This is a genomic window from Bacillus sp. RC240 (assembly GCF_044907945.1).
In the GTDB taxonomy this organism is placed as follows: domain Bacteria; phylum Bacillota; class Bacilli; order Bacillales; family Bacillaceae_G; genus Bacillus_A; species Bacillus_A mycoides.
Map to the genome: position 1 here is coordinate 119,161 of NZ_JBIYCT010000001.1, position 24,141 is coordinate 143,301.

General features: G+C 35.4%; 23 protein-coding genes. 17 read left to right on the top strand and 6 right to left on the bottom strand.

Annotated elements, in window-relative coordinates; all coding sequences use genetic code 11:
* Entirely contained in the window at positions 1-333 is a 333-nt protein-coding gene (locus ABH955_RS00615) for a YmzC family protein (protein WP_080784617.1), read from the bottom strand.
* Between the two features lie 11 nt (positions 334-344).
* Entirely contained in the window at positions 345-557 is a 213-nt protein-coding gene (locus ABH955_RS00620; RefSeq protein WP_002033553.1) for a hypothetical protein, read from the bottom strand.
* 481 nt (positions 558-1,038) lie between these two features.
* Between ABH955_RS00620 and ABH955_RS00625 the strand changes: the two genes are divergently transcribed.
* The 4 genes from ABH955_RS00625 to sspN all read left to right on the top strand — a co-directional run bounded on the left by ABH955_RS00625 (position 1,039) and on the right by sspN (position 3,132).
* Positions 1,039-1,614 carry a TlpA family protein disulfide reductase gene (locus ABH955_RS00625; protein ID WP_002128499.1) on the top strand — a complete coding sequence of 192 codons (576 nt, stop codon included), beginning with the start codon at positions 1,039-1,041 and terminating at the stop codon, positions 1,612-1,614.
* 117 nt (positions 1,615-1,731) lie between these two features.
* Positions 1,732-2,679: a 3'-5' exonuclease gene (locus tag ABH955_RS00630; protein WP_404490793.1), complete on the top strand. Its 948-nt coding sequence runs from the start codon at positions 1,732-1,734 to the stop codon at positions 2,677-2,679.
* Positions 2,680-2,810: 131 nt separating this feature from the next.
* On the top strand, positions 2,811-2,954 hold the full coding sequence (locus ABH955_RS00635; RefSeq protein ID WP_002014298.1) for an FbpB family small basic protein: 144 nt from the start codon (positions 2,811-2,813) through the stop codon (positions 2,952-2,954).
* 43 nt (positions 2,955-2,997) lie between these two features.
* Entirely contained in the window at positions 2,998-3,132 is a 135-nt protein-coding gene (gene sspN / locus ABH955_RS00640; RefSeq protein ID WP_000527988.1) for an acid-soluble spore protein SspN, read from the top strand.
* A 76-nt stretch (positions 3,133-3,208) separates the two neighbouring features.
* Here the strand turns inward: sspN and ABH955_RS00645 are convergent, their stop codons facing one another.
* Complete coding sequence (locus ABH955_RS00645) at positions 3,209-4,501, bottom strand: glycoside hydrolase family 18 protein (protein WP_002014302.1); 1,293 nt, start codon at positions 4,499-4,501, stop codon at positions 3,209-3,211.
* A gap of 109 nt (positions 4,502-4,610) precedes the next feature.
* Here ABH955_RS00645 and ABH955_RS00650 point away from each other — a divergent pair, with 109 nt between their 5' ends.
* Positions 4,611-5,030 carry an acyl-CoA thioesterase gene (locus ABH955_RS00650; protein ID WP_000495812.1) on the top strand — a complete coding sequence of 140 codons (420 nt, stop codon included), beginning with the start codon at positions 4,611-4,613 and terminating at the stop codon, positions 5,028-5,030.
* Between the two features lie 77 nt (positions 5,031-5,107).
* Here ABH955_RS00650 and ABH955_RS00655 read toward each other — a convergent pair whose 3' ends face one another.
* Complete coding sequence (locus ABH955_RS00655) at positions 5,108-5,398, bottom strand: HesB/YadR/YfhF family protein (protein ID WP_404456579.1); 291 nt, start codon at positions 5,396-5,398, stop codon at positions 5,108-5,110.
* 109 nt (positions 5,399-5,507) lie between these two features.
* Positions 5,508-6,104, bottom strand: a complete 597-nt coding sequence (gene plsY, locus ABH955_RS00660) for a glycerol-3-phosphate 1-O-acyltransferase PlsY (RefSeq protein ID WP_002014306.1) — start codon at positions 6,102-6,104, stop codon at positions 5,508-5,510.
* Positions 6,105-6,329: 225 nt separating this feature from the next.
* On the opposite strand from plsY, the gene ABH955_RS00665 reads away from it, so the two are divergent.
* The 8 genes from ABH955_RS00665 to ABH955_RS00700 all read left to right on the top strand — a co-directional run bounded on the left by ABH955_RS00665 (position 6,330) and on the right by ABH955_RS00700 (position 17,357).
* Positions 6,330-8,186 carry an anaerobic ribonucleoside triphosphate reductase gene (locus ABH955_RS00665; protein ID WP_113936075.1) on the top strand — a complete coding sequence of 619 codons (1,857 nt, stop codon included), beginning with the start codon at positions 6,330-6,332 and terminating at the stop codon, positions 8,184-8,186.
* Positions 8,183-8,635: an anaerobic ribonucleoside-triphosphate reductase activating protein gene (nrdG, locus tag ABH955_RS00670; RefSeq protein WP_016092073.1), complete on the top strand. Its 453-nt coding sequence runs from the start codon at positions 8,183-8,185 to the stop codon at positions 8,633-8,635. The genes ABH955_RS00665 and nrdG overlap by 4 nt, the downstream gene beginning before the upstream one ends.
* Positions 8,636-8,653: 18 nt before the next feature.
* Positions 8,654-9,331 carry a response regulator transcription factor gene (locus ABH955_RS00675; RefSeq protein WP_002087776.1) on the top strand — a complete coding sequence of 226 codons (678 nt, stop codon included), beginning with the start codon at positions 8,654-8,656 and terminating at the stop codon, positions 9,329-9,331.
* A 203-nt stretch (positions 9,332-9,534) separates the two neighbouring features.
* Positions 9,535-10,776, top strand: a complete 1,242-nt coding sequence (locus ABH955_RS00680) for a S1C family serine protease (RefSeq protein WP_016092072.1) — start codon at positions 9,535-9,537, stop codon at positions 10,774-10,776.
* A 79-nt stretch (positions 10,777-10,855) separates the two neighbouring features.
* Entirely contained in the window at positions 10,856-11,269 is a 414-nt protein-coding gene (locus ABH955_RS00685) for a CoA-binding protein (protein WP_016092071.1), read from the top strand.
* A gap of 377 nt (positions 11,270-11,646) precedes the next feature.
* Positions 11,647-13,611 (top strand): DNA topoisomerase IV subunit B, encoded by a 1,965-nt coding sequence (parE, locus tag ABH955_RS00690; RefSeq protein WP_002014314.1) that lies wholly within the window; start codon positions 11,647-11,649, stop codon positions 13,609-13,611.
* Between the two features lies 1 nt (position 13,612).
* Positions 13,613-16,036: a DNA topoisomerase IV subunit A gene (gene parC / locus ABH955_RS00695; protein ID WP_404456582.1), complete on the top strand. Its 2,424-nt coding sequence runs from the start codon at positions 13,613-13,615 to the stop codon at positions 16,034-16,036.
* Between the two features lie 289 nt (positions 16,037-16,325).
* Positions 16,326-17,357 (top strand): oxidoreductase, encoded by a 1,032-nt coding sequence (locus tag ABH955_RS00700; protein ID WP_404490794.1) that lies wholly within the window; start codon positions 16,326-16,328, stop codon positions 17,355-17,357.
* A gap of 25 nt (positions 17,358-17,382) precedes the next feature.
* Here the strand turns inward: ABH955_RS00700 and ABH955_RS00705 are convergent, their stop codons facing one another.
* Positions 17,383-17,976 carry a TetR/AcrR family transcriptional regulator gene (locus ABH955_RS00705; RefSeq protein WP_404490795.1) on the bottom strand — a complete coding sequence of 198 codons (594 nt, stop codon included), beginning with the start codon at positions 17,974-17,976 and terminating at the stop codon, positions 17,383-17,385.
* Positions 17,977-18,140: 164 nt separating this feature from the next.
* Here ABH955_RS00705 and ABH955_RS00710 point away from each other — a divergent pair, with 164 nt between their 5' ends.
* The 4 genes from ABH955_RS00710 (at position 18,141) to ABH955_RS00725 (ending at position 23,916) form a co-directional block, all read left to right on the top strand.
* Entirely contained in the window at positions 18,141-19,034 is an 894-nt protein-coding gene (locus ABH955_RS00710) for an ABC transporter ATP-binding protein (RefSeq protein ID WP_219303292.1), read from the top strand.
* Complete coding sequence (locus ABH955_RS00715; protein ID WP_404490796.1) at positions 19,027-19,833, top strand: ABC transporter permease subunit; 807 nt, start codon at positions 19,027-19,029, stop codon at positions 19,831-19,833. Before ABH955_RS00710 ends, ABH955_RS00715 begins: the two co-directional genes overlap by 8 nt.
* A 356-nt stretch (positions 19,834-20,189) precedes the next feature.
* Positions 20,190-21,896: a peptide ABC transporter substrate-binding protein gene (locus ABH955_RS00720; RefSeq protein WP_404490797.1), complete on the top strand. Its 1,707-nt coding sequence runs from the start codon at positions 20,190-20,192 to the stop codon at positions 21,894-21,896.
* A 304-nt stretch (positions 21,897-22,200) separates the two neighbouring features.
* Positions 22,201-23,916 carry a peptide ABC transporter substrate-binding protein gene (locus tag ABH955_RS00725; protein WP_404490798.1) on the top strand — a complete coding sequence of 572 codons (1,716 nt, stop codon included), beginning with the start codon at positions 22,201-22,203 and terminating at the stop codon, positions 23,914-23,916.
* Positions 23,917-24,141 lie beyond the last annotated feature (225 nt).

Sequence of the window (24,141 nt, forward strand, 5' to 3'; positions counted from 1 at the left end):
TTATTCACTCTTATTAAGTTGATACGTATAAGAATCAGTATCGTTAGTGCTAAACTCTTTGACTAGAGTAAGTTGATTTGTATCCGGATTATATTTGAAAATTTTGAGCGTACGTTCGCTACTTAGTGATGGATTATATTCTTGAATAGCAAATGTATTTTCAGCAATCTGTGTCATATTACTGGTTGAAACGTTTTCTACGGCATCATGATTTGTAGAAATTTCAACAACTCTTTCACCGTTGAAAAATAAAAGAACGATTACTAAAACAACTAAACATATTCGTATATAGCGAAGTTCTTTACTTATAGGATGTTCTCCCAAAATAATCATCCTTTCTATAACTATTGTATAGTAGTGGTAGTCATCGTGAAGAAACTAAGAATACCGAGACCGGCTAAAAGGATAAATGAGATTAAAGCGATAAAGAGACAAATACGCCCAACTTGCTTTTTTTCAGGATCTTTACTGAAGAGCGAGATGATCCAAGTGATAATCCCGATTGGGGAAAATATAAAACTAAGAATATATAATAGTATTTTTTCAAATAGATTCATAAAAATCCCCCTTTTTGAAAGTTCTACATGTGCAGTTTTCTTCGTATTAGCGCTGGCGTTATGTAGGAAAGTACAGAATAAACAGCACTATAAACAATCCAAGCGTCTAAGTTTTGTAAAGCGAGGTGTATATCAAATCCCGAGACGATAACGAAAAATATAAGTGGAACAGTAAAAGAAATAATAATTACAGCCCATTTGAATTTGTATAGTAAGGCGCTAAAAAAAATACATAGTAACGGTAAAGTGAAGAAAACAAAAGTAAAAGGGTTGATAAGTAATTGTAAAATACATATCACCTCGCAGGTTTTGTATTTATTTCTAATTATATGATAAAAAGGTAAATATTTCATCTTAACCGAAAATATTCTAACTATTTCGAATGTGAATATTTCCAAGCTTGTCCGTATAAGCTAAAATAAGGTATATAGTATTTTGGTGATTATGTAATAAGAAGATAAACACGTAAGGGTGATATAATATGTGGCGGAAGCTTACCATTATTGTAGTGTTACTTTGTTTAGCGGGATATGCAGCTTATGAACAGTTTGGTAAAGAGGATCAAGTAATGCAAGAAAAGCCTGCCAAAAGTGAAGCTGCTATGAAAGAGATTTTCGCAAGGAACGGTATTGAAATTGGAAAGAGCGCACCAGATTTTGAATTAGCAAAGATAGATGGAACGAATGTAAAGTTATCCAATTTAAAAGGAAAGAAAGTTATTTTAAACTTTTGGGCAACGTGGTGTGGGCCTTGTCAGCAAGAAATGCCTGATATGGAGGCCTTTTATAAAGAACATAAAGAAAACGTAGAAATTTTAGCTATAAACTATACTCCTTCAGAAAAAGGAGGGGGAGAAGAAAAGGTAAGGAACTTCGCTAAAGAAAAAGGAATTACTTTTCCTATTTTATTGGACAAGAACATTGATGTGACAACAGCGTATAAAGTAATTACCATTCCAACTTCTTATTTTATTGATACAGAAGGTGTTATTCAAGATAAGTTTATTGGACCGATGACTCAAAAAGAGATGGAGAAAAGGATTGCTAAATTAAAATAACGGTGAAAAGGTAGAGGTGGAGAGTTGCCATTTCTGCCTTTTCTTTTTCAAGTAGTGATGGCTACATGGTATGATAAAAGAAATATAAACGTTTAGAGATAAAGGAGTGTATTTGGAGTGGGGAATATATCCTTACCGTTAGATTATGTTGTAATTGATTTTGAAACAACAGGATTTAACCCTTATAATGATAAAATTATTCAAGTAGCAGCAGTGAAATATCACAATCATGAACTAGTAGATCAGTTTGTTTCGTATGTGAATCCAGAGCGTTCAATTCCGGACCGAATAACAAGTTTAACAGGTATTACAAATTATCGTGTTTCAGATGCACCGACGATTGAAGAAGTATTACCTTTATTTTTAGCATTTTTACATACAAATGTTATTGTCGCTCATAATGCATCTTTTGATATGCGTTTTTTTAAAAGTAATGTAAATATGCTTGGACTACCTGAGCCTAAAAATAACGTTATTGATACTGTGTTTTTAGCGAAAAAATATATGAAGCATGCGCCTAATCATAAACTTGAAACGTTAAAACGAATGCTTGGAATTCGCTTAAGTTCTCATAATGCATTTGACGACTGTATTACGTGTGCGGCTGTTTATCAAAAATGTGCAGCTGTTGAAGAAGAAGGAAAAAGAAAAGCGAATAAGGAAGTACTTGATGAAACAGCGGTATTTGAAGCGGTAAAAGAAATGCTTGTACGAAATAAACGTGATATTGATTGGATTCGTTGTATGAATGTTGGGAGTTATTTAGATATAAAAGCTTTTTACCCAATTATAAGGTTAAAGGTCAAAGGGCGAAAGAAATATGTGTTAACAGAAAAAATGGAAGACGATGTAAGAGAAATTTGTACGAGCTTAACATACGAGGCAGCATTGAAAAGTGAGATTGGCAACACGAGAATTATGATTGACAGTGTAGAGGACATTTTGAAGCTAGAGAGCTACATTGTAGAAGAATACGATTCTGTATTACGAGCGCTGGATGAATATAGAGCAAATAAAGTAAATGCGGATGAAGAAATTAAAAAATATTTAAATATGATGGTGTAAAAAATCCCATGTGCAATATATGCGCATGGGATTTTTTATCAAAACATAAAATTTTCTTGCAAATCTGATTAAAGAGTTTTTCATTTGCTCATACTATGTAATAAGAAAGCGTTGAAGAAAGGGTGAGCAACATGAGAAGAAGTCGCCGTAGATCGTTTGAAGAACTTGTAAATGAAAATAAACAACAATTATTAAGCGATCGTGATGCAATGGATCGAATTGAAAAACGAATTGAAAAACGTTATGAAATGAAACTTTTTAAGCAGGCTGAATAATTCTTAACACTAGTACGATACTAGTGTTAAGGAGGCGATAGTAATGGGTAATCCGAAAAAAAATTCAAAAGACTTTGCACCAAATCAAATTGGAACACAATCGAAAAAAGCTGGTGGCAATAAAGGGAAGCAAATGCAAGACCAAACTGGCAAACAACCAATTGTTGATAACGGTTAAAAAAAGGAGAATGTCATCATTCTCCTTTTTGTGCGTTTGGATAATATTGTAAAAATATTTAAAAAGCTGACTTTCGTCAGCCTTTTTTCGTAATTGTAAAGTTTTCAACGAGTAAACGCCAATTTTGTGGGAATGGTAGACCAATCTTCCAATAGCTAATACCGCCAATGCCTTGTTCTTTCATTAAATTGAATTTACTTTGAATAGACCTCGAATCTTCAAACCAAACCTCGTGTTGTACGCCGTTTTCATCAAAGTAATTAAAATGTGGAGCTTGGGCTGTGAAATCATAGCGGATAGGAACATTGTATTTACGAGCAAGTGCAACAGCTGCGACAGAGCTAACTGCTTTTGCGGGTGGATTCCCTTGTTTGAACGGAAGTTTCCAATCAAATCCATATAAATTTTGCCCCATCATAATTTTTTGTGGAGGCATTTGAGATTTTGCATATTGAAGTACTTCTTTCACAGGACCAATAGGGGAAATCGCCATTGGTGGGCCACCTTGCCAACCCCAGTCGTATGTCATAATGACGACGAAATCAACAATTTGTCCTTGTGCTTTATAATCGTGAGCCTCAAAAAATTTCCCTTTTTGATTGGAACTTGTTTTCGGTACAAGCGTTGTACTTAATGTGTACCCGCTAGGTAAGCGTGTTTTCACATTTCGTAAAAAACGATTATAGGCTTCGCGATCTTCAGGTGCCACACTCTCGAAATCGAAATGAATGTCTCGCATGCCATATTTTTCAGCTGTTTGCAAAATGTTAGTAATAAACTTGTTTTGAATTGTTGCATCGCGTAAAATAACCGAGGTCAGATCGGCACTGAAATTTCCATTTTCGATATTTGTAATAACGAGCATAGGGATGGTTTTACCTTGCGTTGCAATATTAGCGATTTTCGCTGTTTCGGTTGGTTCTTTTAATGTACCGTCTCTTTTTGCTTCAAAACTAAAGTAGGCTAAATATGTTAAAAATGGGTTGATAGCACGTGTAGCAGTTACTAAACTTTCTTTTATCGGTATTGTTGAAGGTTGTAAATAAGCAATGGATTCTACTGCTCGTTTTGTTCCTTTCGGTATATATAATTGCTGTCCGACATGGAGAATAGATTTTAATGAAAGGTTATTAACTTTAGCTAAACTGGCGAGAGGAACGTTATACGTTTGAGAAATTCGATAAAGGCTGTCGCCAGGCTGTACATAATAATTATTGCCTTTCGTATTAACGATAAGTGCCTGACCAACAACGAGTGTTTCGGCTGGATTTAGTCCATTGTCTTTTACAATCTCTTCAGGTGTAGATCCATATTTTGAGGCTAAACTATATACGCTATCACCGCTACGAACAGTTACAATTTGAATCATGTGCTTGCCCCTTTCGGTAAAAGATTCACTGTTTTTATTTTATTTTTGATTCCACTGTATTATGATTAAATGTATGCAAGGGAACAGAAGTGAAAGAAGGCGAATAGAAATGTTTGTAGCAGAACATGAAGTTGAAATCCGTTATGCGGAAACAGATCAAATGGGTGTTGTTTACCATTCAAACTATTTAGTGTGGCTTGAACTAGGGCGCACGAAACTTATACAAGATTTAGGATTTTCATATGTTGAAATGGAGAAAGAGGGAATTATTTCTCCTGTGTTAGACTTACAAATTTCATATCGTAAAGCGATGCGTTATGGAGAAAAAGCTATTGTGAAAACGTGGGTTGATACTGTGAGCCCGCTCCGCGTTGTATATGGATATGAAATTTATAATGGTGATGGCGAACTTTGTATTACTGCAAGCACGACGAATATTTGTGCGAAAAAAGAAGGGTTCCGCCCTGTATCATTTAAAAAATTATATCCTGAGTGGTATGCGAAATATGAGGAAATTAAAAAGAAATAAAGTGAAACTTTAATCAGTGGGGGTCTTACTACCCGCAAATAGCAGGATAAAAAAAGCGTGGCAGAAGCCACGCTTTTTTATTTTTCATAATTAAATTGAGGGAAATCATCACCGTCGTTAAATGTAACAGATAAATTATGTCCATCGAAGAACCACTCATCATCGCCTTCAATAAAGAAGTTAATACCTTCTTCTTGAGTTTGAACAGCAGGGTGCGCAGGGTCATCTTTACGAATACCTAAAGAAAGTCCTTTTTGCACAGTACTGCAACCGCCGTATTGTACGAAAAGGCGTATTGTTTCACCCGATTGTAAGTTTAATTCGTTTTTATACCATTGTGCTGCTTCTTTTGTTACGGAAAGATTCATGTATAGTTCCTCCAAATTATGTTGCTTTTTCTTTTAGTATAAAAAATAACGCAAAAAGACGCTATTAATATGCTTCACGTTTTCTTTTTGCGTTATGTGGGTTACGATCTTATTTTTGCTTTTTTGAAAAGTTTGCTTTTGGTTCAGTTTTATTTATAATTCGTCCGATATTTGCACGGTGTTTATAAATAACCATACCTGCTAATAAACACATCGCAATAATGAAGATTTTATCCCCGCTAACAATGGATGCAATAACAGCAACGACAGCTGTTATCATAGAAGAAAGTGATACGTATCTTGTTGTAAATAAAAGGCTGAAAAAGACAACAGCTAATATTGCAAAAACAACTGGTGAATAGCATAATAGCACCCCAGCAGAAGTTGCAACTGCTTTCCCACCGCGGAATTTTGCGAAGATCGGATAGACATGTCCAAGAACAGCGGCTAATCCAAACCATAGTGGGTGAATATCTGACCCGAAAATAATCGGTAGACCTGTTGCTAATGTACCTTTTAAAATGTCAGCAATTGTTACGATAAAACCTGCTTTTTTCCCTAATGTACGGAATGTATTTGTTCCGCCTAGATTACCGCTTCCATGCTCACGAATGTCGATTCCATAACCAATTTTTCCAACGACTAATGCAAATGGAATCGAACCGAGTAGATAGGCAACGATAAATAAAAGATATGTAATAACCATGAGTTCAGTCTCCTTTATACAAATGTGTTGATAAAGGGTAAAAAGAGTTTTTCCCATTTATTGTACCATACATTTGTAAAGAGCACATTTCTTTTTTATAAATGAAAAAGTCATTAATTTTTAAAAAAACTTTCACAGGAATGTTACATTTTTCACAGGAACAGAAGAACTATATGTTGTATGATTTTAATCAAAAGACAACAACATGTTGGTGGAGGGTTATGAATGTTGAAACAAAATGTACGTGGAGAAGAATTAATGAAAGTATTTGAGACAATTATCCACGGTAATGAACAAGATTTAATGCAGGAAAATGCAAATGTAGATGGTCGATCTCCAATGGGGGTAATGGGAACGTTCGCATCTGAGAGCGCAAAGTATTATGCAGTAGAAAAATTATTATCAGATCAAGTGAAAAAAGCGATAGATCAAAATATATTATATCCACATGATTTAGATTTTTATGCAACAGGAACGACGACTTGTTCGCAAATTCCGTTAGCGCAAATGCTAGCTAACGGTTTTCATACTGGACATGGACATATGAGACAACCACAAGACATTAAAAGTGCGTTGGCGCTTTCTTCAATTATTTTTCAGGCGAACCAAAATATGCAGCACGGTGGTCAATCGTTTGCACTCTTTGATATTGATTTAGCTCCATATGTGAGAAAAACAGTAAAGAGACATAAAAAACGACTACAGTCATATCCGCTTACGAAAGAACAAATAGAGGAATTTGCATGGAAAGAAACAGAAAATGATACGTATCAGGCGTGTGAGGCTTTCGTTCATAATTCAAATAGTATGCATAGTAGGGGCGGGGGACAAGTACCGTTTATTTCTATTAACTACGGAACAGACACATCGAAAGAAGGAAGACTGTTAATTAAGCAGCTGTTAAAAGCAACGCAAGCTGGTCTTGGGAAAGGGGAAACACCGATTTTTCCTATTCAAATTTTCAAAATGAAAAAAGGTGTGAACTTTGAAGAGTGTGATCCGAACTATGATTTATTTGAATTAGCGTTAGAAACGACCGCTGAGCGATTATTCCCTAACTTTTCGTTTTTAGATGCTCCGTTTAATGCAGTGCACTATGATGGACGACCTGAAAGTGAAGTATGTTATATGGGGTGCCGTACTCGTGTTATGTCTAATATACATGGGGAAGAAACAGCAATTGGAAGAGGGAATTTATCGTTTACTTCTATTAATTTAGTGAAATTAGCGCTAATTAGTGGTTCAAAAGAAGCGTTTTTTGAAGCGCTAAGTTATTATTTAGATTTAGGCGTTAAGCAATTATTAGAGAGATTTGCTTATCAATGTACAAAGAGAGCAAGAGATTTTCAGTTCTTATATTCACAAGGTGTATGGCGCGGTGGAGAGACGTTACAACCTGAAGATGCTGTGGCACCGATTTTAAAACAAGGGACGTTAAGTCTTGGTTTTATCGGTCTTGCAGAATGTTTAGTAGCGTTAACTGGAAAGCATCATGGAGAAAATGAAGAATCGTGGAAGCTTGGATATGAAATTATTTCCTTTATGAGAGAGAGAATGGATAAGGCGATGGAAGAACATCAACTCAATTTCTCTGTAATTGCAACGCCAGCAGAAGGGTTATCAGGAAAGTTTGTGAAAAAAGATAGAGAAGAATTTGGTGAGATTAGCGGTATAACGAACCATAATTACTATACGAATTCATTCCATATTCCAGTTTATTATAACATTCAAGCGATAAATAAAATTCGTTTAGAAGGACCTTTCCATGCCCTATGTAACGGGGGACATATTACGTATATTGAACTAGACGGAGCAGCTATGCATAACAAAAAGGCATTAAAGCAAATTGTGCAAGCGATGGCAGAGAATGGCGTTGGGTACGGTTCAATAAATCATCCTGTTGATCGTTGTAAGTGCTGTAGTTATCACGGAGTTATTGGGAATGAATGTCCAAGCTGTGGAAATGAAGATGAGGCTAATATAGAAAGAATTCGCCGTATAACGGGCTATCTTGTAGGAGATATGTCGAAGTGGAATAGTGCGAAACGTAGTGAAGAGATGGATCGGGTGAAGCATAAATGAAAGTTATGAATATCATTCATGATAGTGTAGTAGATGGAGAAGGGTTGCGGACAGTCGTGTTTTTTGCGGGCTGTCCGCATCGTTGTTTCGGATGCCATAACCCGAAATCTTGGAATGTTTGCAATGGAACTGAAATGACGGTAGAAGAAATTGTGAAAGAGATTGAAAGTAATTCATTAACAGATGTAACATTTTCAGGTGGAGATCCATTCTTCCAAGCTGCTGAAGTGAAAAAAGTAGCAAAAGCTGTGCAAGATTTGAAAAAAAATCTATGGATGTATACAGGTTATACGTTAGAAGAGATACAGAGTTCTCGAAATAATGATATGATAGAGTTGTTACAGTATGGGGATGTTTTAGTCGATGGAAGATTTGAAATCGAGAAAAAAGATTTAACACTTCCATTTCGCGGAAGCTCCAATCAACGTATTATTCGATTGAAAGAGTAAAAAGGCGGGATAGATTATATGAATAAAACAGTATTACTTGTTGAAGATGAAAGAAGATTACGTGAAATTGTTAGTGATTATTTTCGTAATGAAGGCTTTGAAGTAATCGAAGCGGAAGATGGAAAAAAAGCGCTAGAATTATTTGCTGAACATACAATTGATTTAATTATGTTAGATATTATGTTACCAGAAATAGATGGTTGGTCTGTTTGTAGACGAATTAGAAAAGAGTCAGCGGTACCAATTATTATGCTGACAGCACGTTCTGATGAGGATGATACATTACTAGGCTTTGAACTAGGGGCAGATGAGTATGTAACAAAACCTTTTAGTCCGAAAGTGTTAGTAGCTCGTGCAAAGACGTTATTGAAACGTGCGGATGGAGCAGTAGGAGTATCAGAAGAAAATACTATGTCTTTAGCTGGAATAGAAGTGAATCGACTATCTAGAACAGTTTTAGTAGATGGTGAAGAAATTATATTGACACATAAGGAGTTTGAGCTTCTCGTTTATTTAATGGAGAACAAAGGAATTGTGTTGTCACGTCAACATTTATTAGATCAGTTATGGGGATATGATTACTACGGTGATGACCGAACGGTTGATACACATATTAAAAAACTGCGAAATAAGCTAGGAGATAAGGCGAAGCATATCGGCACTGTTATTCGAGTAGGTTACAAATTCGAAGAATAACCTTTAAGCTACTATGCATCCCGGCTTTGGGATATAGCAAATTTACACTCTCCTTTGTAGGTGGAATGTACAAAAAATACGTTTCTTGTCTACAATGGTAGATAGGAGTATTTTTTTAATTGGATTTCACGATGAGTTCACAAGAAGGACACAAAATGTGACTATACTGAAAGTACGAATTCACCAGGGAGGGGAAATAAAACATGGGATATTACGACGGACCGAATTTGAATGAAGAGCATAGTGAAACGAGAGAAGTGAAAAAATCAGGTAGTAAAAAAGGATATTTTTTCACAGGTTTAGTTGGAGCTGTAGTCGGGGCGGTTTCGATTAGTTTTGCAGCACCGTACATGCCATGGGTGCAAAATAATGATGCAGCTGTTTCGTCATTCAATTCTAATAAACAAGTAGAAGGAACTGTAGTTCCAGTTGTAAATAAAGCGAAAAATGAAACTGATTTACCGGGAATGATCGAAGGCGCGAAGGATGTTGTTGTAGGTGTGATTAATATGCAACAAAGTGTTGATCCATTTGCGATGCAACCGACAGGTCAAGAACAAACAGCTGGTACAGGCTCAGGTGTTATTTATAAAAAAGCAGGAAATAAAGCATATATCGTAACAAATAACCACGTAGTAGATGGTGCAAATAAACTTGCCGTTAAACTAAGCGATGGAAAGCAAGTCGATGCAAAATTAGTTGGTAAGGACCCTTGGTTGGACTTAGCTGTTGTAGAGATTGATGGATCTAATGTGAATAAAGTTGCAAGTTTAGGTGATTCCAGTAAAATCCGTGCGGGTGAAAAAGCAATTGCAATCGGTAATCCATTAGGATTTGATGGAAGTGTAACGGAGGGTATCATCAGTAGTAAAGAGCGTGAAATTCCAGTTGATATTGATGGTGATAAACGTCCTGATTGGCAAGCACAAGTTATTCAAACAGATGCAGCGATTAACCCTGGTAACAGTGGTGGTGCACTATTTAACCAAAACGGTGAGGTAATCGGTATTAACTCAAGTAAAATAGCTCAGCAATCAGTAGAGGGTATTGGTTTTGCAATTCCAATTAACATTGCAAAACCAGTTATTGAATCACTTGAAAAAGATGGAGTGGTGAAACGTCCAGCACTAGGAGTCGGTGTCGTTTCATTAGAAGATGTGCAAGCTTATGCAGTAAATCAATTAAAAGTGCCAAAAGAAGTAACAAATGGAGTTGTATTAGGTAAAATTTATCCAATATCACCAGCGGAAAAAGCTGGTTTAGAGCAATATGATATAGTAGTAGCGTTAGATGATCAAAAAGTAGAAAATTCACTTCAATTCCGTAAATATTTATATGAAAAGAAAAAAGTAGGCGAGAAAGTAGAAGTTACATTCTATCGCAATGGTCAAAAAATGACGAAATCAGCTACGTTAGCAGATAATTCAGCTACTAAGAATCAATAATCGGAATAAAAGAAAGTCTCTTTCATGTTGAAAGAGACTTTCTTTATCGGATATACTAAAGGAATAGGAGGGATTAATTATGGCAATTGAAAACCCAACTCGTACGGAAATTGGTGAAGTATTAAAGAAAAGTAAAACGATTGCAGTTGTTGGATTATCAGATAAGCCAGAACGCACATCGTATATGGTTTCAAAAGCAATGCAAGATGCTGGGTACCGCATTATTCCAGTAAATCCAACAGTAGATGAAGTACTCGGAGAAAAGGCGGTTTCTTCACTGACGGATATTAAAGAACATGTTGATATTGTAAATGTGTTTCGTCGCTCAGAATTTTTAAAGGATGTTGCGGAAGAGTTTGTAGAGATTGATGCAGATGTTTTCTGGGCACAATTAGGAGTACAAGATGAAGATACATATAAACTTTTACAAGAAAAAGGCTACACAGTAATAATGGATCGTTGCATTAAAGTAGAGCATGTAATGACAAAATAGTATAGATTTTAAAGATAGAAAGATTGATTCAGCCCTCGCTTTTTACATAAGTAGGGCGGATGAACGAGGTGTTCATCATGAGATTTTTTAAAGGCTGTTTTTGGGGATTATTACTTGTTATCCCATTTTGGATATTGATCATTTGGATCATGATAAAGGTTTGGAATGTATAATGTTGGAATACATATCCATTTCTCGTTGACAAACGATTATTTTTCTGAAATAGTAGCCTAGAGGAATCCTTGTGAAAAAAACAAGGATTTTTCTATTGAAAATAGTATATAAAAGAGATAAGATAACTTGCCAAAACTATAGTCGAGGCGTTATTCTATAATAGAAACATATGTTCTGATTTGATTAGGAAAGGGGCAAGGAGTTTGGCGAAGCATCAGTTCCAATATAATGAAGATGCAATTCAAGTGTTAGAAGGACTTGAAGCCGTTCGAAAACGCCCGGGTATGTATATCGGGAGTACGGATAGCCGTGGATTGCATCATTTAGTATATGAAATAGTAGATAACTCCGTTGATGAAGCATTAGCGGGATTTGGCGACGAAATTTCTGTCGTAATACATAAAGATAATAGTATTAGCGTAATTGATAAAGGGCGAGGAATGCCTACGGGAATGCATAAGCTTGGAAAGCCGACACCTGAAGTTATTTTAACTGTACTTCATGCTGGTGGTAAGTTTGGCCAAGGAGGCTATAAAACGAGTGGTGGTTTACACGGTGTTGGGGCATCAGTTGTAAACGCCTTATCAGAATGGCTAGTAGTAACGATTAAGCGAGATGGTAGCATTTATGAACAACGCTTTGAAAATGGTGGTACTCCTGCAACGACGTTAGAGAAAATCGGGAAAACGAAAGAGTCTGGTACAACGATGCACTTCAAACCAGATACAACTATTTTCAGCACAACAAATTATAATTATGAAACATTATGTGAGAGATTACGTGAATCTGCATTCTTATTAAAAGGAATGAAAATCTCGATAAAAGATGAACGTAATGATTTAGAAGATGTGTTTCATTATGAAACAGGAATTGAGGCTTTCGTTTCATACTTAAACGAAGAGAAAGATTCGATTCATCCAGTTGTATATTTCTCGGGTGAGCAAAATGGAATTGAAGCAGAGTTAGCGTTTCAGTTTAATGATGGTTACTCAGAAAACATTCTTTCGTTTGTAAATAATGTACGTACAAAAGACGGTGGTACACACGAAGCTGGATTTAAAACAGCAATGACACGTGTGTTCAATGAGTATGCTCGTAAAGTTTCTTTATTAAAAGAAAAAGACAAAAATTTAGAGGGTACAGATATTCGAGAAGGATTAGCTTCGATTGTTTCTGTACGTGTACCAGAAGACGTACTCCAGTTTGAAGGGCAAACGAAAGGGAAACTAGGTACAAGTGAAGCTCGTTCTTCAATTGATGCAATTGTATCTGAGCATTTAGCTTACTTTTTAGAAGAAAACCCGGATGTAGCTACACTTCTTGTGAGAAAGGCAATTAAAGCAGCACAAGCACGTGAGGCTGCTCGTAAAGCGAGAGAAGAAGCGCGTACTGGTAAGAAGAAGAAAAAATCAGAAGGTACTTTAAGCGGGAAGTTAACACCTGCACAATCACGTAATCCTCAGAAAAACGAATTGTATTTAGTAGAGGGTGACTCGGCTGGTGGTTCAGCAAAGCAAGGGCGAGATCGTCGTTTCCAAGCGGTACTACCATTACGTGGTAAAGTAATTAACACGGAAAAAGCAAAGCTTGCTGATATTTTTAAGAACGAAGAGATCAATACGATTATTTACGCAATTGGCGGCGGCGTAGGGAATGAGTTCGCTGTTGAAGATATTAACTACGATAAAGTTGTTATTATGACCGATGCAGATACGGATGGAGCACATATTCAAGTGTTACTACTGACGTTCTTCTACCGTTATATGAAACCACTTATTGAAGCTGGTAAAGTATTTATCGCACTTCCACCTTTATATAAAGTAAGTAAAGGAAAAGGGAAAAGTGAAGTAATTGAATATGCATGGTCTGATGAAGAATTAGGTGATGTAACGAAAAAGGTCGGTAAAGGCTACATGTTGCAGCGCTATAAAGGACTTGGCGAAATGAATGCCGATCAATTATGGGAAACAACGATGAACCCTGAAACACGTACGTTAATCCGTGTGAAAATTGACGATGCATCAAGAGCTGAGCGCCGAGTTACGACGTTGATGGGGGATAAAGTAGAACCTCGCCGTAAATGGATTGAGCGTAATGTACAATTTGGTATGCAAGAAGAAGGAAATATTTTAGAAAATGAAATGATTATGGAGACGGAGGTGGAATAACATGCAGGCAGAGAAGTTTCATGACCTCCCGCTTGAAGACGTGTTAGGTGACCGCTTTGCACGTTATAGTAAATATATTATTCAAGACCGCGCGCTTCCAGATGCGCGTGACGGTTTAAAACCGGTACAAAGACGCATTTTATATTCTATGTATGTAGAAGGAAACGTACATGATAAAGCGTTTCGTAAATCAGCTAAAACAGTAGGTAATGTTATCGGTAATTATCATCCACATGGTGATTCCTCTGTATATGAGGCGATGGTCCGTTTAAGTCAAACTTGGAAAGTACGTAATGTTTTAGTTGAAATGCACGGAAATAACGGTAGTGTTGATGGGGATCCAGCAGCGGCAATGCGTTATACGGAAGCACGTTTATCACCAATCGCATCTGAGTTATTACGTGATCTTGATAAAGAAACAGTAGAATTCGTGTCAAACTTTGATGATACGAGTGAAGAACCTATTGTATTACCGGCAATGTTCCCGAACTTATTAGTGAACGGATCTACAGGGATTTCCGCTGGTTATGCAACAGAAATTCCACCGCATCATCTTGGAGAAGTAATTGATGCTACAATGATGCGTATCGATCAACCGAATAGTTCTGTGGATGACTTGTTAACAGTTATTAAAGGACCAGATTTCCCTACAGGTGGTATTATACAAGGGATAGATGGCATTAAAAAAGCGTATGAAACAGGTAAAGGTAAAATTATTATTCGCGGAAAAGCAGAGGTTGAAACGATTCGTGGCGGGAAGCAACAAATCGTTATTACAGAAATTCCGTACGAAGTAAATAAAGCGAATCTTGTTAAGAAAATGGATGAATTACGTATAGATAAAAAGCTAGATGGAATTGCTGAAGTACGTGATGAGACAGATCGTACAGGTCTTCGTATCGTTGTAGAATTAAAAAAAGAAGCGAATGCTGAAGGTATTTTAAATTATTTATATAAAAATACAGATTTACAAATTCCATACAACTTTAATATGGTAGCGATAAATAATCGTCGTCCGACACTTATGACATTACCTAAGATTTTGGATGCATATATTGGACATCAGAAAGAAGTTGTTACAAGACGCTCACAATATGAATTAAGAAAAGCAGAAAATCGTCAGCATATTGTAGAAGGTTTAAAGAAAGCATTATCAATTTTAGATGAAGTGATTGAAACAATCCGTGGGTCTAAAGATAAGCGTAATGCGAAAGATAATTTAAGTGCGAAATTTGGATTTACAGAGGCGCAGTCAGAAGCAATTGTTTCACTGCAATTATATCGTTTAACGAATACAGATATTACAGCGCTAGAGCAAGAAGCAGCGGAACTTAGTAAGAAAATTATAGAGTTACAGTCAATTTTACAAAGTGAAAAAAGACTTTTTCAAGTTATTAAAACAGATTTGAAGAGAGTAAAGAAAACATATAGTGATAATCGCCGTGCGATAATTGAAGAGGAAATTGAAGAAATTAAAATCGATGTGGAAGTTATGATTCCGCAAGAAGATGTCATCGTTACTGTAACGAAAGAAGGCTATGTGAAACGAACAGGTTGGCGTTCGCATAATGCATCGAACGGGAAATACTTCGGTATGAAAGAGGGTGACATCTTACTTGAGCGTTTCGATACAAACACGACAGAAACCGTTCTTTTATTTACGAACAAAGGAAATTATATTTATCTTCCTGTGTATGAAATGCCAGAAATTCGTTGGAAAGATTTAGGTCAACACGTTGCGAATCTTGTTTCACTCGAGCGAGATGAATCGTTAATTTGGGCAACAGTCGTACCGAATTTTGAAGCAGAAAAACGATTTATCGTATTTGTTACACGAAACGGTATGATTAAGAAAACAGAATTAAACCAATATAAAGTGCAGCGTTATTCACGGGCATTCGTTGCTGTAAACTTGAAAAAAGATGATGAAGTTGTTGATATATTTGCGACAGATGGGACAAGTGATATTGTTCTTGCAACACATGGTGCATATGCACTTGTATTCAATGAAGAAGAAGTAAGTCCAGTTGGTGTCAGAGCAGCTGGTGTGAAAGCAATTAATTTAAAAGAAGATGACTATGTTGCTTCTGGTAAACCGTTAAATGGTGAAAAAGATCAACTTATTCTCGTTACGCAGCGAGGTGCTGTGAAACGTATAAAGGCATCGGAAATTGAGAAATCAACGAGGGCGAAGCGAGGCCTTGTAATTTTTAAAGAGTTAAAACGTAATCCGTACCGCATTGTCGGTATTGAAATAGTTCGAGATGATGAATTAGTTTACATGAAGACAGAGAAACACATTGTAGAAGAAATTGATCCGAAAGCGTTTCGAAATAAAGACCGGTATAGTAATGGTAGTTTAGTACTAGATGTTAATGATACTGGTGAAGTAATTGAAACGTGGACAAAAAAACGAACAGAGTAAATGTGAAAAAACCTTGCTAGTGTATAACTAGCAAGGTTTTTAGTTATGAAAAGGTATGTATGAGCAAAACGTTATGTATATAAAAATAATCTTGTTATAATAATGAGATGAAATCGTTCTCATAAAGTGAAACTTTAATCAGTGGGGATTTTCTTTATCCCCACTGATTATTAGTTGAACCAATCGGGCTTTTACGAGCAGTTGATTCCTCACCTAATTTCTTTGCTTTCGCTGAATTTTGAGGTAGGAATCTTACTGCCCGTTAAAGCGGGATAAATGGAGGGGCAATATGAAAAAAATAGGTGTAGGGATTGTAGGATTTGGATTTTCTAGTACAACATTTCACATCCCGTTATTACAAACGATAGAAGAATACGATATTCGTGCTATTTTATCATCAAAAGAAGAAATAGTGAAACAAGCATTACCAAATGCTGAAGTTGTTGGTACAATTGATGAATTAGTAAACCGAGCTGATATTGACTTAGTGGTTATTACTTCGCCGAATACAACCCATTTTCCATATGTAAAAGAAGCAATTGTACACGGCAAGCATGTTGTTGTGGAAAAACCATTCGTTGTTTCAATTGAAGAAGGAGAAGAACTTATTTCATTAGCGAACCGACATCATGTCGTTTTAAGTGTGTATCACAACCGTCGTCTTGATAATGATTTCTTAACGATAAAGAAATTGTTAGAAGAAAAAAGAATAGGGAATGTATACGCATATGAAGCGCATTTCGATCGTTTCCGCCCACATGTACGTGATCGCTGGAGAGAAAAGAATTTACCGGGATCAGGAATTTTATATGATTTAGGCTCACATTTAATTGATCAAGCATTATCATTATTTGGGAAACCAGATGCGATACATGCTGATGTAATAAAGCAACGACCAGGTGCAGAAATTGATGACTACTTCCATGTTGTACTTCACTACGGAGTAAAGCGTGTCATTTTACATAGTAGCAGTTATGTGAAACAAGCTGGACCACATTTTACACTGCATGGAGATAAAGGTTCTATCGTGAAGTATGGTATGGATTCACAGGAAGAACAATTAAAGACTGGAATGAAGCCGGGAGATAATGGTTATGGAGCAGACCCTGAAGAGAATTTTGCTACTTTAGAAACAGAAGAAAGCTTAGAGCGTATTCCAACAGAAGTCGGCTGCTATGACATGTATTATAAAGGCGTGCGAGATAGCATATTAAATGGTGAAAAACTACCTGTAACTGCTCAAGAAGGTTTAGACGTTATTAAATTGATTCAATTGGCGACTGAAAGTAGTGAAACGGGTAGAGTCATTGCGGTAAAATAAAAAAGACACGAATTTCGTGTCTTTTTTATTTTTGTGGAACAGAAAGACCGTAAAAAAACATAGTGACTATATCTTGTATATGTTTTTCTCGATCTCCTTCAAGAAGTTGTGCCCCGAAATCATCACCTAACTTAGTGAACATTTGAATGTATAGTAACATCATTTCTTTAGTAAGGTGAGGGTTAATTTCATTTTTTTGCTGTGCTTGTTCTAGTATTTCTAAATACCAAGGCAGGATTTTTTCGTTTTGATAACTATAAATAAACTCTCGGAGCTCTTCATCCCTTTGCATCATTTGTAGTAACATATCTGGCTGAAATAACCCACCAGTATTCATTTTTCTTACAATCATTTTTTGCATCATATCATGAAAAGGTAAGTTTTCTTCTGCAAGATCTTTATAATATTGAAATTCAGATATTATAAATTCTTGTATAAGCTCCCTAAATAACGCATCTTTACTTCCAAAATGATTATAAATTGTAACTTGAGAAACGTTTGCTTTTTTTGCAATATGTTCTATTTTCACTTCATTAAATCCACGTTTTGAAAATAATTTAAAGGCCGCATCTTTAATGGCACGTTTTTTCTTTTCTTTCACTTTTTCAAAGCCGTTCAAAGCAATCACCTCATTTAAAATATACAAGAAAAAATAATTGAAAACAATATTTTTGAAATATGGACATATAAATATTTCAAAAAGTTGTTGCGAATATGAAAGATGAGGAGTACAATAATTTTGAAATATCATACATTAAATATTTCAAAAAATGAGGTGGGCTTATGATTTCAGTTCAAAATGTCACAAAACAGTTTTCAAATGGAAAAGGCTTGTTTGATATTACATTTGAAGTGAAAGAAGGGGAAGTTTTTGGCTACTTAGGACCAAATGGTGCTGGGAAATCAACAACGATTCGTAATTTAATGGGATTTATAAAACCGACGGCTGGTAAAGCGACAATTTTCGGATTAGATTGTTGGGAAGATGCTGCGAAAATTCAAAGAGAAGTTGGCTATTTGCCAGGAGAGATTTCTTTTATTGAAGGAATGAATGGATTAGAGTTTTTAAATTTGATGCAAGGAATGCGTGGGTTAAAAGATATAAAAAGACGAGATGAATTGATAGAACGTTTGCAGTTCGATGTGAAAACACCAATTCGAAAAATGTCTAAAGGAATGAAACAAAAAGTAGGTATAGTTGCGGCATTTATGCATGATCCAGAAGTGTTAATTTTAGATGAACCGACATCAGGACTCGATCCACTTATGCAACAAGTATTTATAGATTTAATATTAGAGGAAAAGCAAAGAGGAAAAACAATCCTTATGTCATCACATATTTTCACTGAAATTGAGAGAACTTGTGACAGAGTAGCTATTATTAAAGATGGTTGTCTTGTAACCGTTGAAAACATTCATGATTTACAAGGCATGAGAAGACAGGTGATAGATGTAACAGTATCATCTCAAGAAGAAATCGAGTCTCTTAAACAATGTGATTTGCAATTTGAAGCGGTGAAAGGAAGAGAAGCATCGATTATTGTACAAGGAAACTATCAAGCTGTTTTACAAATACTTTCAAACTATAATGTAACGGCACTTCAAACGAGAGCAATGGATTTAGAACATTTATTTATGCATTATTACGATAAGAAAGAAGGGGTAAAGCATGAATAAGCAATTGTTTTTAGCTAGTTTGAAAGAAACACAAAAAAGTATTTTGAGTTATGCAACTGGTGCAGCTCTTTATTTATGGTTATTAATTTGGATATTCCCATCGATGGTTTCAGCGAAAGGGTTAAATGAATTAATAAGTGCCATGCCTGATAGTGTAAAAAAAATTGTTGGAATGGAAAGTCCAATTCAAAATGTAATGGATTTTTTAGCTGGTGAATATTATAGCCTATTGTTTATTATCATTTTAACAATCTTTTGTGTCACGGTTGCAACGCATTTAATTGCTCGTCATGTAGATAAAGGGGCGATGGCATATTTATTAGCAACACCTGTATCCAGGGTGCAAATTGCTATTACACAAGCGTCTATTCTCATATTGGGACTACTAATCATAGTAACTGTTACGTATGTAGCGGGTATAGTAGGTGCAGAGTGGTTTCTACAAGATAATAACTTAAATAAAGAATTATTCTTGAAGATAAATGTAGTCGGAGGACTAATATTTTTAGTAGTTAGTGCTTATTCATTCTTCTTTTCTTGTATATGTAATGACGAAAGAAAGGCACTAAGTTATTCAGCAAGTTTAACTATCTTATTTTTCGTATTAGATATGGTAGGTAAATTAAGTGATAAGTTAGAGTGGATGAGAAATATATCTTTATTTACATTGTTTCGTCCGAAAGAAATTGCTGAAGGAACATATAATATATGGCCAGTAAGTATAGGCTTAACTGCTGGAGCGCTTAGTATCTTCATAGTAGCAATTGTAGTGTTTAGGAAGAGGGATTTACCGTTGTAAATTAGAAAGTTCACTGAGAAAGTGGGCTTTTTTCGTTTTTGTAGGAAAAAGATTTCTAGAATATACATTATTTATTAACGATAATCTACAGTATGTTTATTAAAAAACATAATATACACTATTAAAATAGTGTATATGTAACGAGGGAAAATGATGTTAAAAAACTATATAGAATTTTTATGAATATTACTGTAAGAAAATAATTTTTTAATAATTTTCAATAATAACACTTTACAAATTTTAAAAAATTAGTAGAATAAGAAGTAGTAAGAATCGTCTGATAAATATATAAAGAAAAACAGAATTATCAGAAAATTCTTAAATAGCTATCGTTTAGAATTAGGGAGGGTACAAAAATGAAAAAGAAAAAAATGAAAAAACTAACAGCAGTTGTAGTACCGGTTTTAGCAATGAGCATGGCACTAACAGCATGTTCTACATCAGGCGGAGATAAAAAGACAAGCACAAACTCAAGTGGAGATAGCAAGTCAGGGGAAAAATTAGCAGCGAAACAAGTATTAAATCGAACAGAGACAAATGAAATTCCAACAATGGATACTTCTAAAAATACAGATACATTAGGTTCTCAAATTTTAGGGAACACGATGGAAGGTTTATATCGATTAGATAAAGATAACAAACCAATCCCAGCTGCAGCAGAATCAAGCACGAAGAGTGAGGATGGTAAAAAATATACATTTAAACTACGTAAAGATGCAAAATGGTCAAATGGTGATCCTGTAACAGCAAAAGATTTCGTATTTGCATGGCAACGTCTATTAGATCCAAAAACAACTGCTGAGTATGCGTTTATCGCATTCCCAATTAAAAATGCAGAAGCAGTTAACCAAGGGAAAGCAGAAGTATCTACATTAGGTGTAAAAGCAGTAGATGACCTTACGCTTGAAGTTGAATTAGAACAAGCAGTACCATACTTCTTAAATCTAGTTGCATTCCCATCGTACTACCCATTAAATGAAAAATTCGTAAAAGAAAAAGGCGATAAATACGGTTTAGAATCTGATACAACAGTTTATAACGGACCATTCGTTCTTACTGATTGGAAACATGAACAAGGCTGGAAACTAAAGAAAAATGATCAATATTGGGATAAAAAGACTGTAAAATTAGATGAAATTAATTACAGTGTAGTAAAAGAAGTAGCTACAAAGGTAAACCTATATGATACAGGTGCAGTTGATTCTGCACTTTTATCAGGAGAATTTGTTGATAAGTATAGAAATAATAAAGATGAGTTTGGAACATACTCACAAGTAAGTACGTACTTCTTACGTATGAACCAACAACGTGGTGGACAAGATACACCATTAAAGAGTCAAAAATTACGTGAAGCAATTGCACTTTCAATCGATAAGAAAAATTTAGCAAGTGTTATTTTAAATGATGGATCTAAACCTGCGGACTTCTTAGTACCAAAGGGATTAGCAACTGGACCAGACGGTAAGGACTTCCAAGAAACATTTAAAAATGGTATCAAGCCAGATGCGAAAAAAGCAGCTGCTGCATGGGAAGAAGCGAAAAAAGAACTTGGTAAAGACCAAGTTACAATTGAACTATTAAACTATGATACAGGTAATGCGAAAAAAGTTGGGGAATATGTTAAAGATCAAATTGAGAAAAATTTAAAAGGTGTAACAGTTACCATTAAACTTCAACCATTCAAACAAAAACTGAAGTTAGAAACAGAGCAAGATTATGATTTATCATATGCTGGTTGGGGACCTGACTACGCAGATCCAATGACATTCTTAGATATGTTCCAGTCTAAGCATTCTCATAACCAAATGAGCTTCTCTGATCCGAAATATGATGAAATGATTAAGAAGGCTGGCGGAGAATTAATGGGTGATGCGAAGAAACGTTGGGAAGAGTTAGGAAAAGCAGAAAAACTACTTATTGAGCAAGATGTAGCGCTTGTACCTCTATACCAACGTGGTGATGCTTACGTTCAAAAATCGAATGTAAAAGACGTTGTTCACCATAACATCAGTCCAGAGTATAGCTTCAAATGGACTTATATTACTGAAAAAGACGGAAAGTAATAGAATTTAAAAAACATTCCAAAAGTGGTTATTCTACTTTTGGAATGTTTTTTATTGAGCTAAAAATACTAATTTTTAGTTCAGTTAAATAGAGAAGCATAAGGGGTATAGTACGTACATATAGTAGATGGGGGATAAATCATACTAAATTACGAATATTAAAATCAGAATATTTAAAACAAAACTATTTACAAATGCGAAAAAAAGAGTAGAATAATATTAGTTGTAATTTTCAGAAAACTAATTGTTAGCAAGGGGTCTCTCAAGGGTTGGTAATGTACATATAATTAGGGAGGGTACAAAAATGAAGAGAAAAAAGATGAAAAAGTTAACAGCGGTTGTAGTACCGGTTTTAGCAATGAGTGTTGCATTGACAGCATGCTCTGGTTCAGGTGGGGAGAAGAAAACGACTACTACATCTAATAGTGGGGAAGAAAAAAAATCTGATATTAAATATGCAGCGAAGCAAGTATTAAATCGTACGGAAAACCAAGAAATTCCGACGATGGACACTTCTAAATCTACTGATACGTTAGGGGCACAAATTTTAGGGAACACGATGGAAGGGTTATACCGTCTTGATAAAGATAATAAGCCTATTCCGGCTGCTGCAGAATCAAGTACGAAAAGCGAAGATGGTAAAAAATATACGTTCAAACTGCGTAAAGATGCGAAATGGTCAAATGGAGATCCTGTAACAGCGAAAGATTTCGTATATGGATGGCAGCGCTTACTTGATAAAAACACAGCGGCAGAATATGCGTTTATTGCCTACTATATTAAAAATGCAGAGGCAATTAATAAAGGTGAAAAACCTGCAACAGAATTAGGAGCAAAAGCTGTAGATGATTATACACTAGAAGTAGAATTAGAAAAACCGGTACCGTACTTCTTAAACTTATTAGCATTCCCGTCATATTATCCTTTAAATGAAAAGTTCGTAAAAGAAAAAGGAGAGAAATTCGGTTTAGAAGCAGATACAACATTGTATAACGGGCCATTTGTAATGGCATCGTGGAAACATGAACAAGGTTGGCAGCTGAAGAAAAATGATAAGTATTGGGATAATAAGACTGTGAAATTAGAAGAAATTAATTACAGCGTTGTAAAAGAAGTGGCTACAAAAGTAAATTTATATGATACAGGATCGATTGACTTTACATTACTATCAGGAGAATTTGTAGATAAATATAAATCGAACAAAGATGAATATGGTGAGTATTCAGAAGCAAGTACGTACTTCTTACGTTTAAATCAAAAGCGTAACGGACAAGATACACCGTTAAAGAGCAAAAAACTTCGTGAAGCAATCGCATTATCAGTTGATAAAAAGGGCTTAGCAAACGTTATATTAAATAATGGATCAAAAGCAACAGATCAATTGGTTCCAAAAGGGCTTGCGACAGGACCTGACGGTAAAGATTACCAAGATACGTTTAAAAATGGTCTGAAACAAGATACGAAAAAAGCAGCAGCTGCATGGGAAGAAGCGAAAAAGGAACTTGGAAAAGATCAAGTTACAATTGAATTACTAAGCTATGATGATGGAACTGCGAAAAAGATTGCTGATTATGTTAAAGATCAAATTGAGAAAAATTTAAAAGGTGTAACGATTAATACGAAAATTCAGCCGTTCAAACAAAAATTAAAATTAGAGTCAGCGCAAGATTATGAAATCTCTTATGCAGGCTGGAGCCCAGATTATGCGGATCCAATGACATTTATTGATATGTTTGACTCGAAGAGCCCGTATAACCAAATGGGTTATTCAAACCCGAAATACGATGAAATGGTACAAAAAGCAGGTAATGAATTACTGTCTGATCCGAAGAAACGTTGGGAAGCGTTAGGAAAAGCAGAAAAATTATTCCTTGAAGAAGATGCAGGGTTAGTTCCTTTATATCAAACAGGAAGATCGTATGTAATGAAACCGAATGTAAAAGGAATTGTGAAACACAACATCAGTCCAGAATATAGCTTTAAGTGGGCGTATGTAACTGAGGATGGCGGAAAGAAATAATATGAAATGCTTTTTTTGTATGAATAAGAGAATAAGGCACATGGAAATTAGAAAGGAGTTCAACAATTGGATAGATAAATGATAGCAGAGATTTCATATTGATGAGAAAAATATAGAACATGGCAATAGAGAAGAATAAGAGGGGATATGTTTACATATAGTAGACGGGGGATAATTGATATAGTAGTAATAGTAAAATAGCAAGTTATTATCATAAAAAAATAA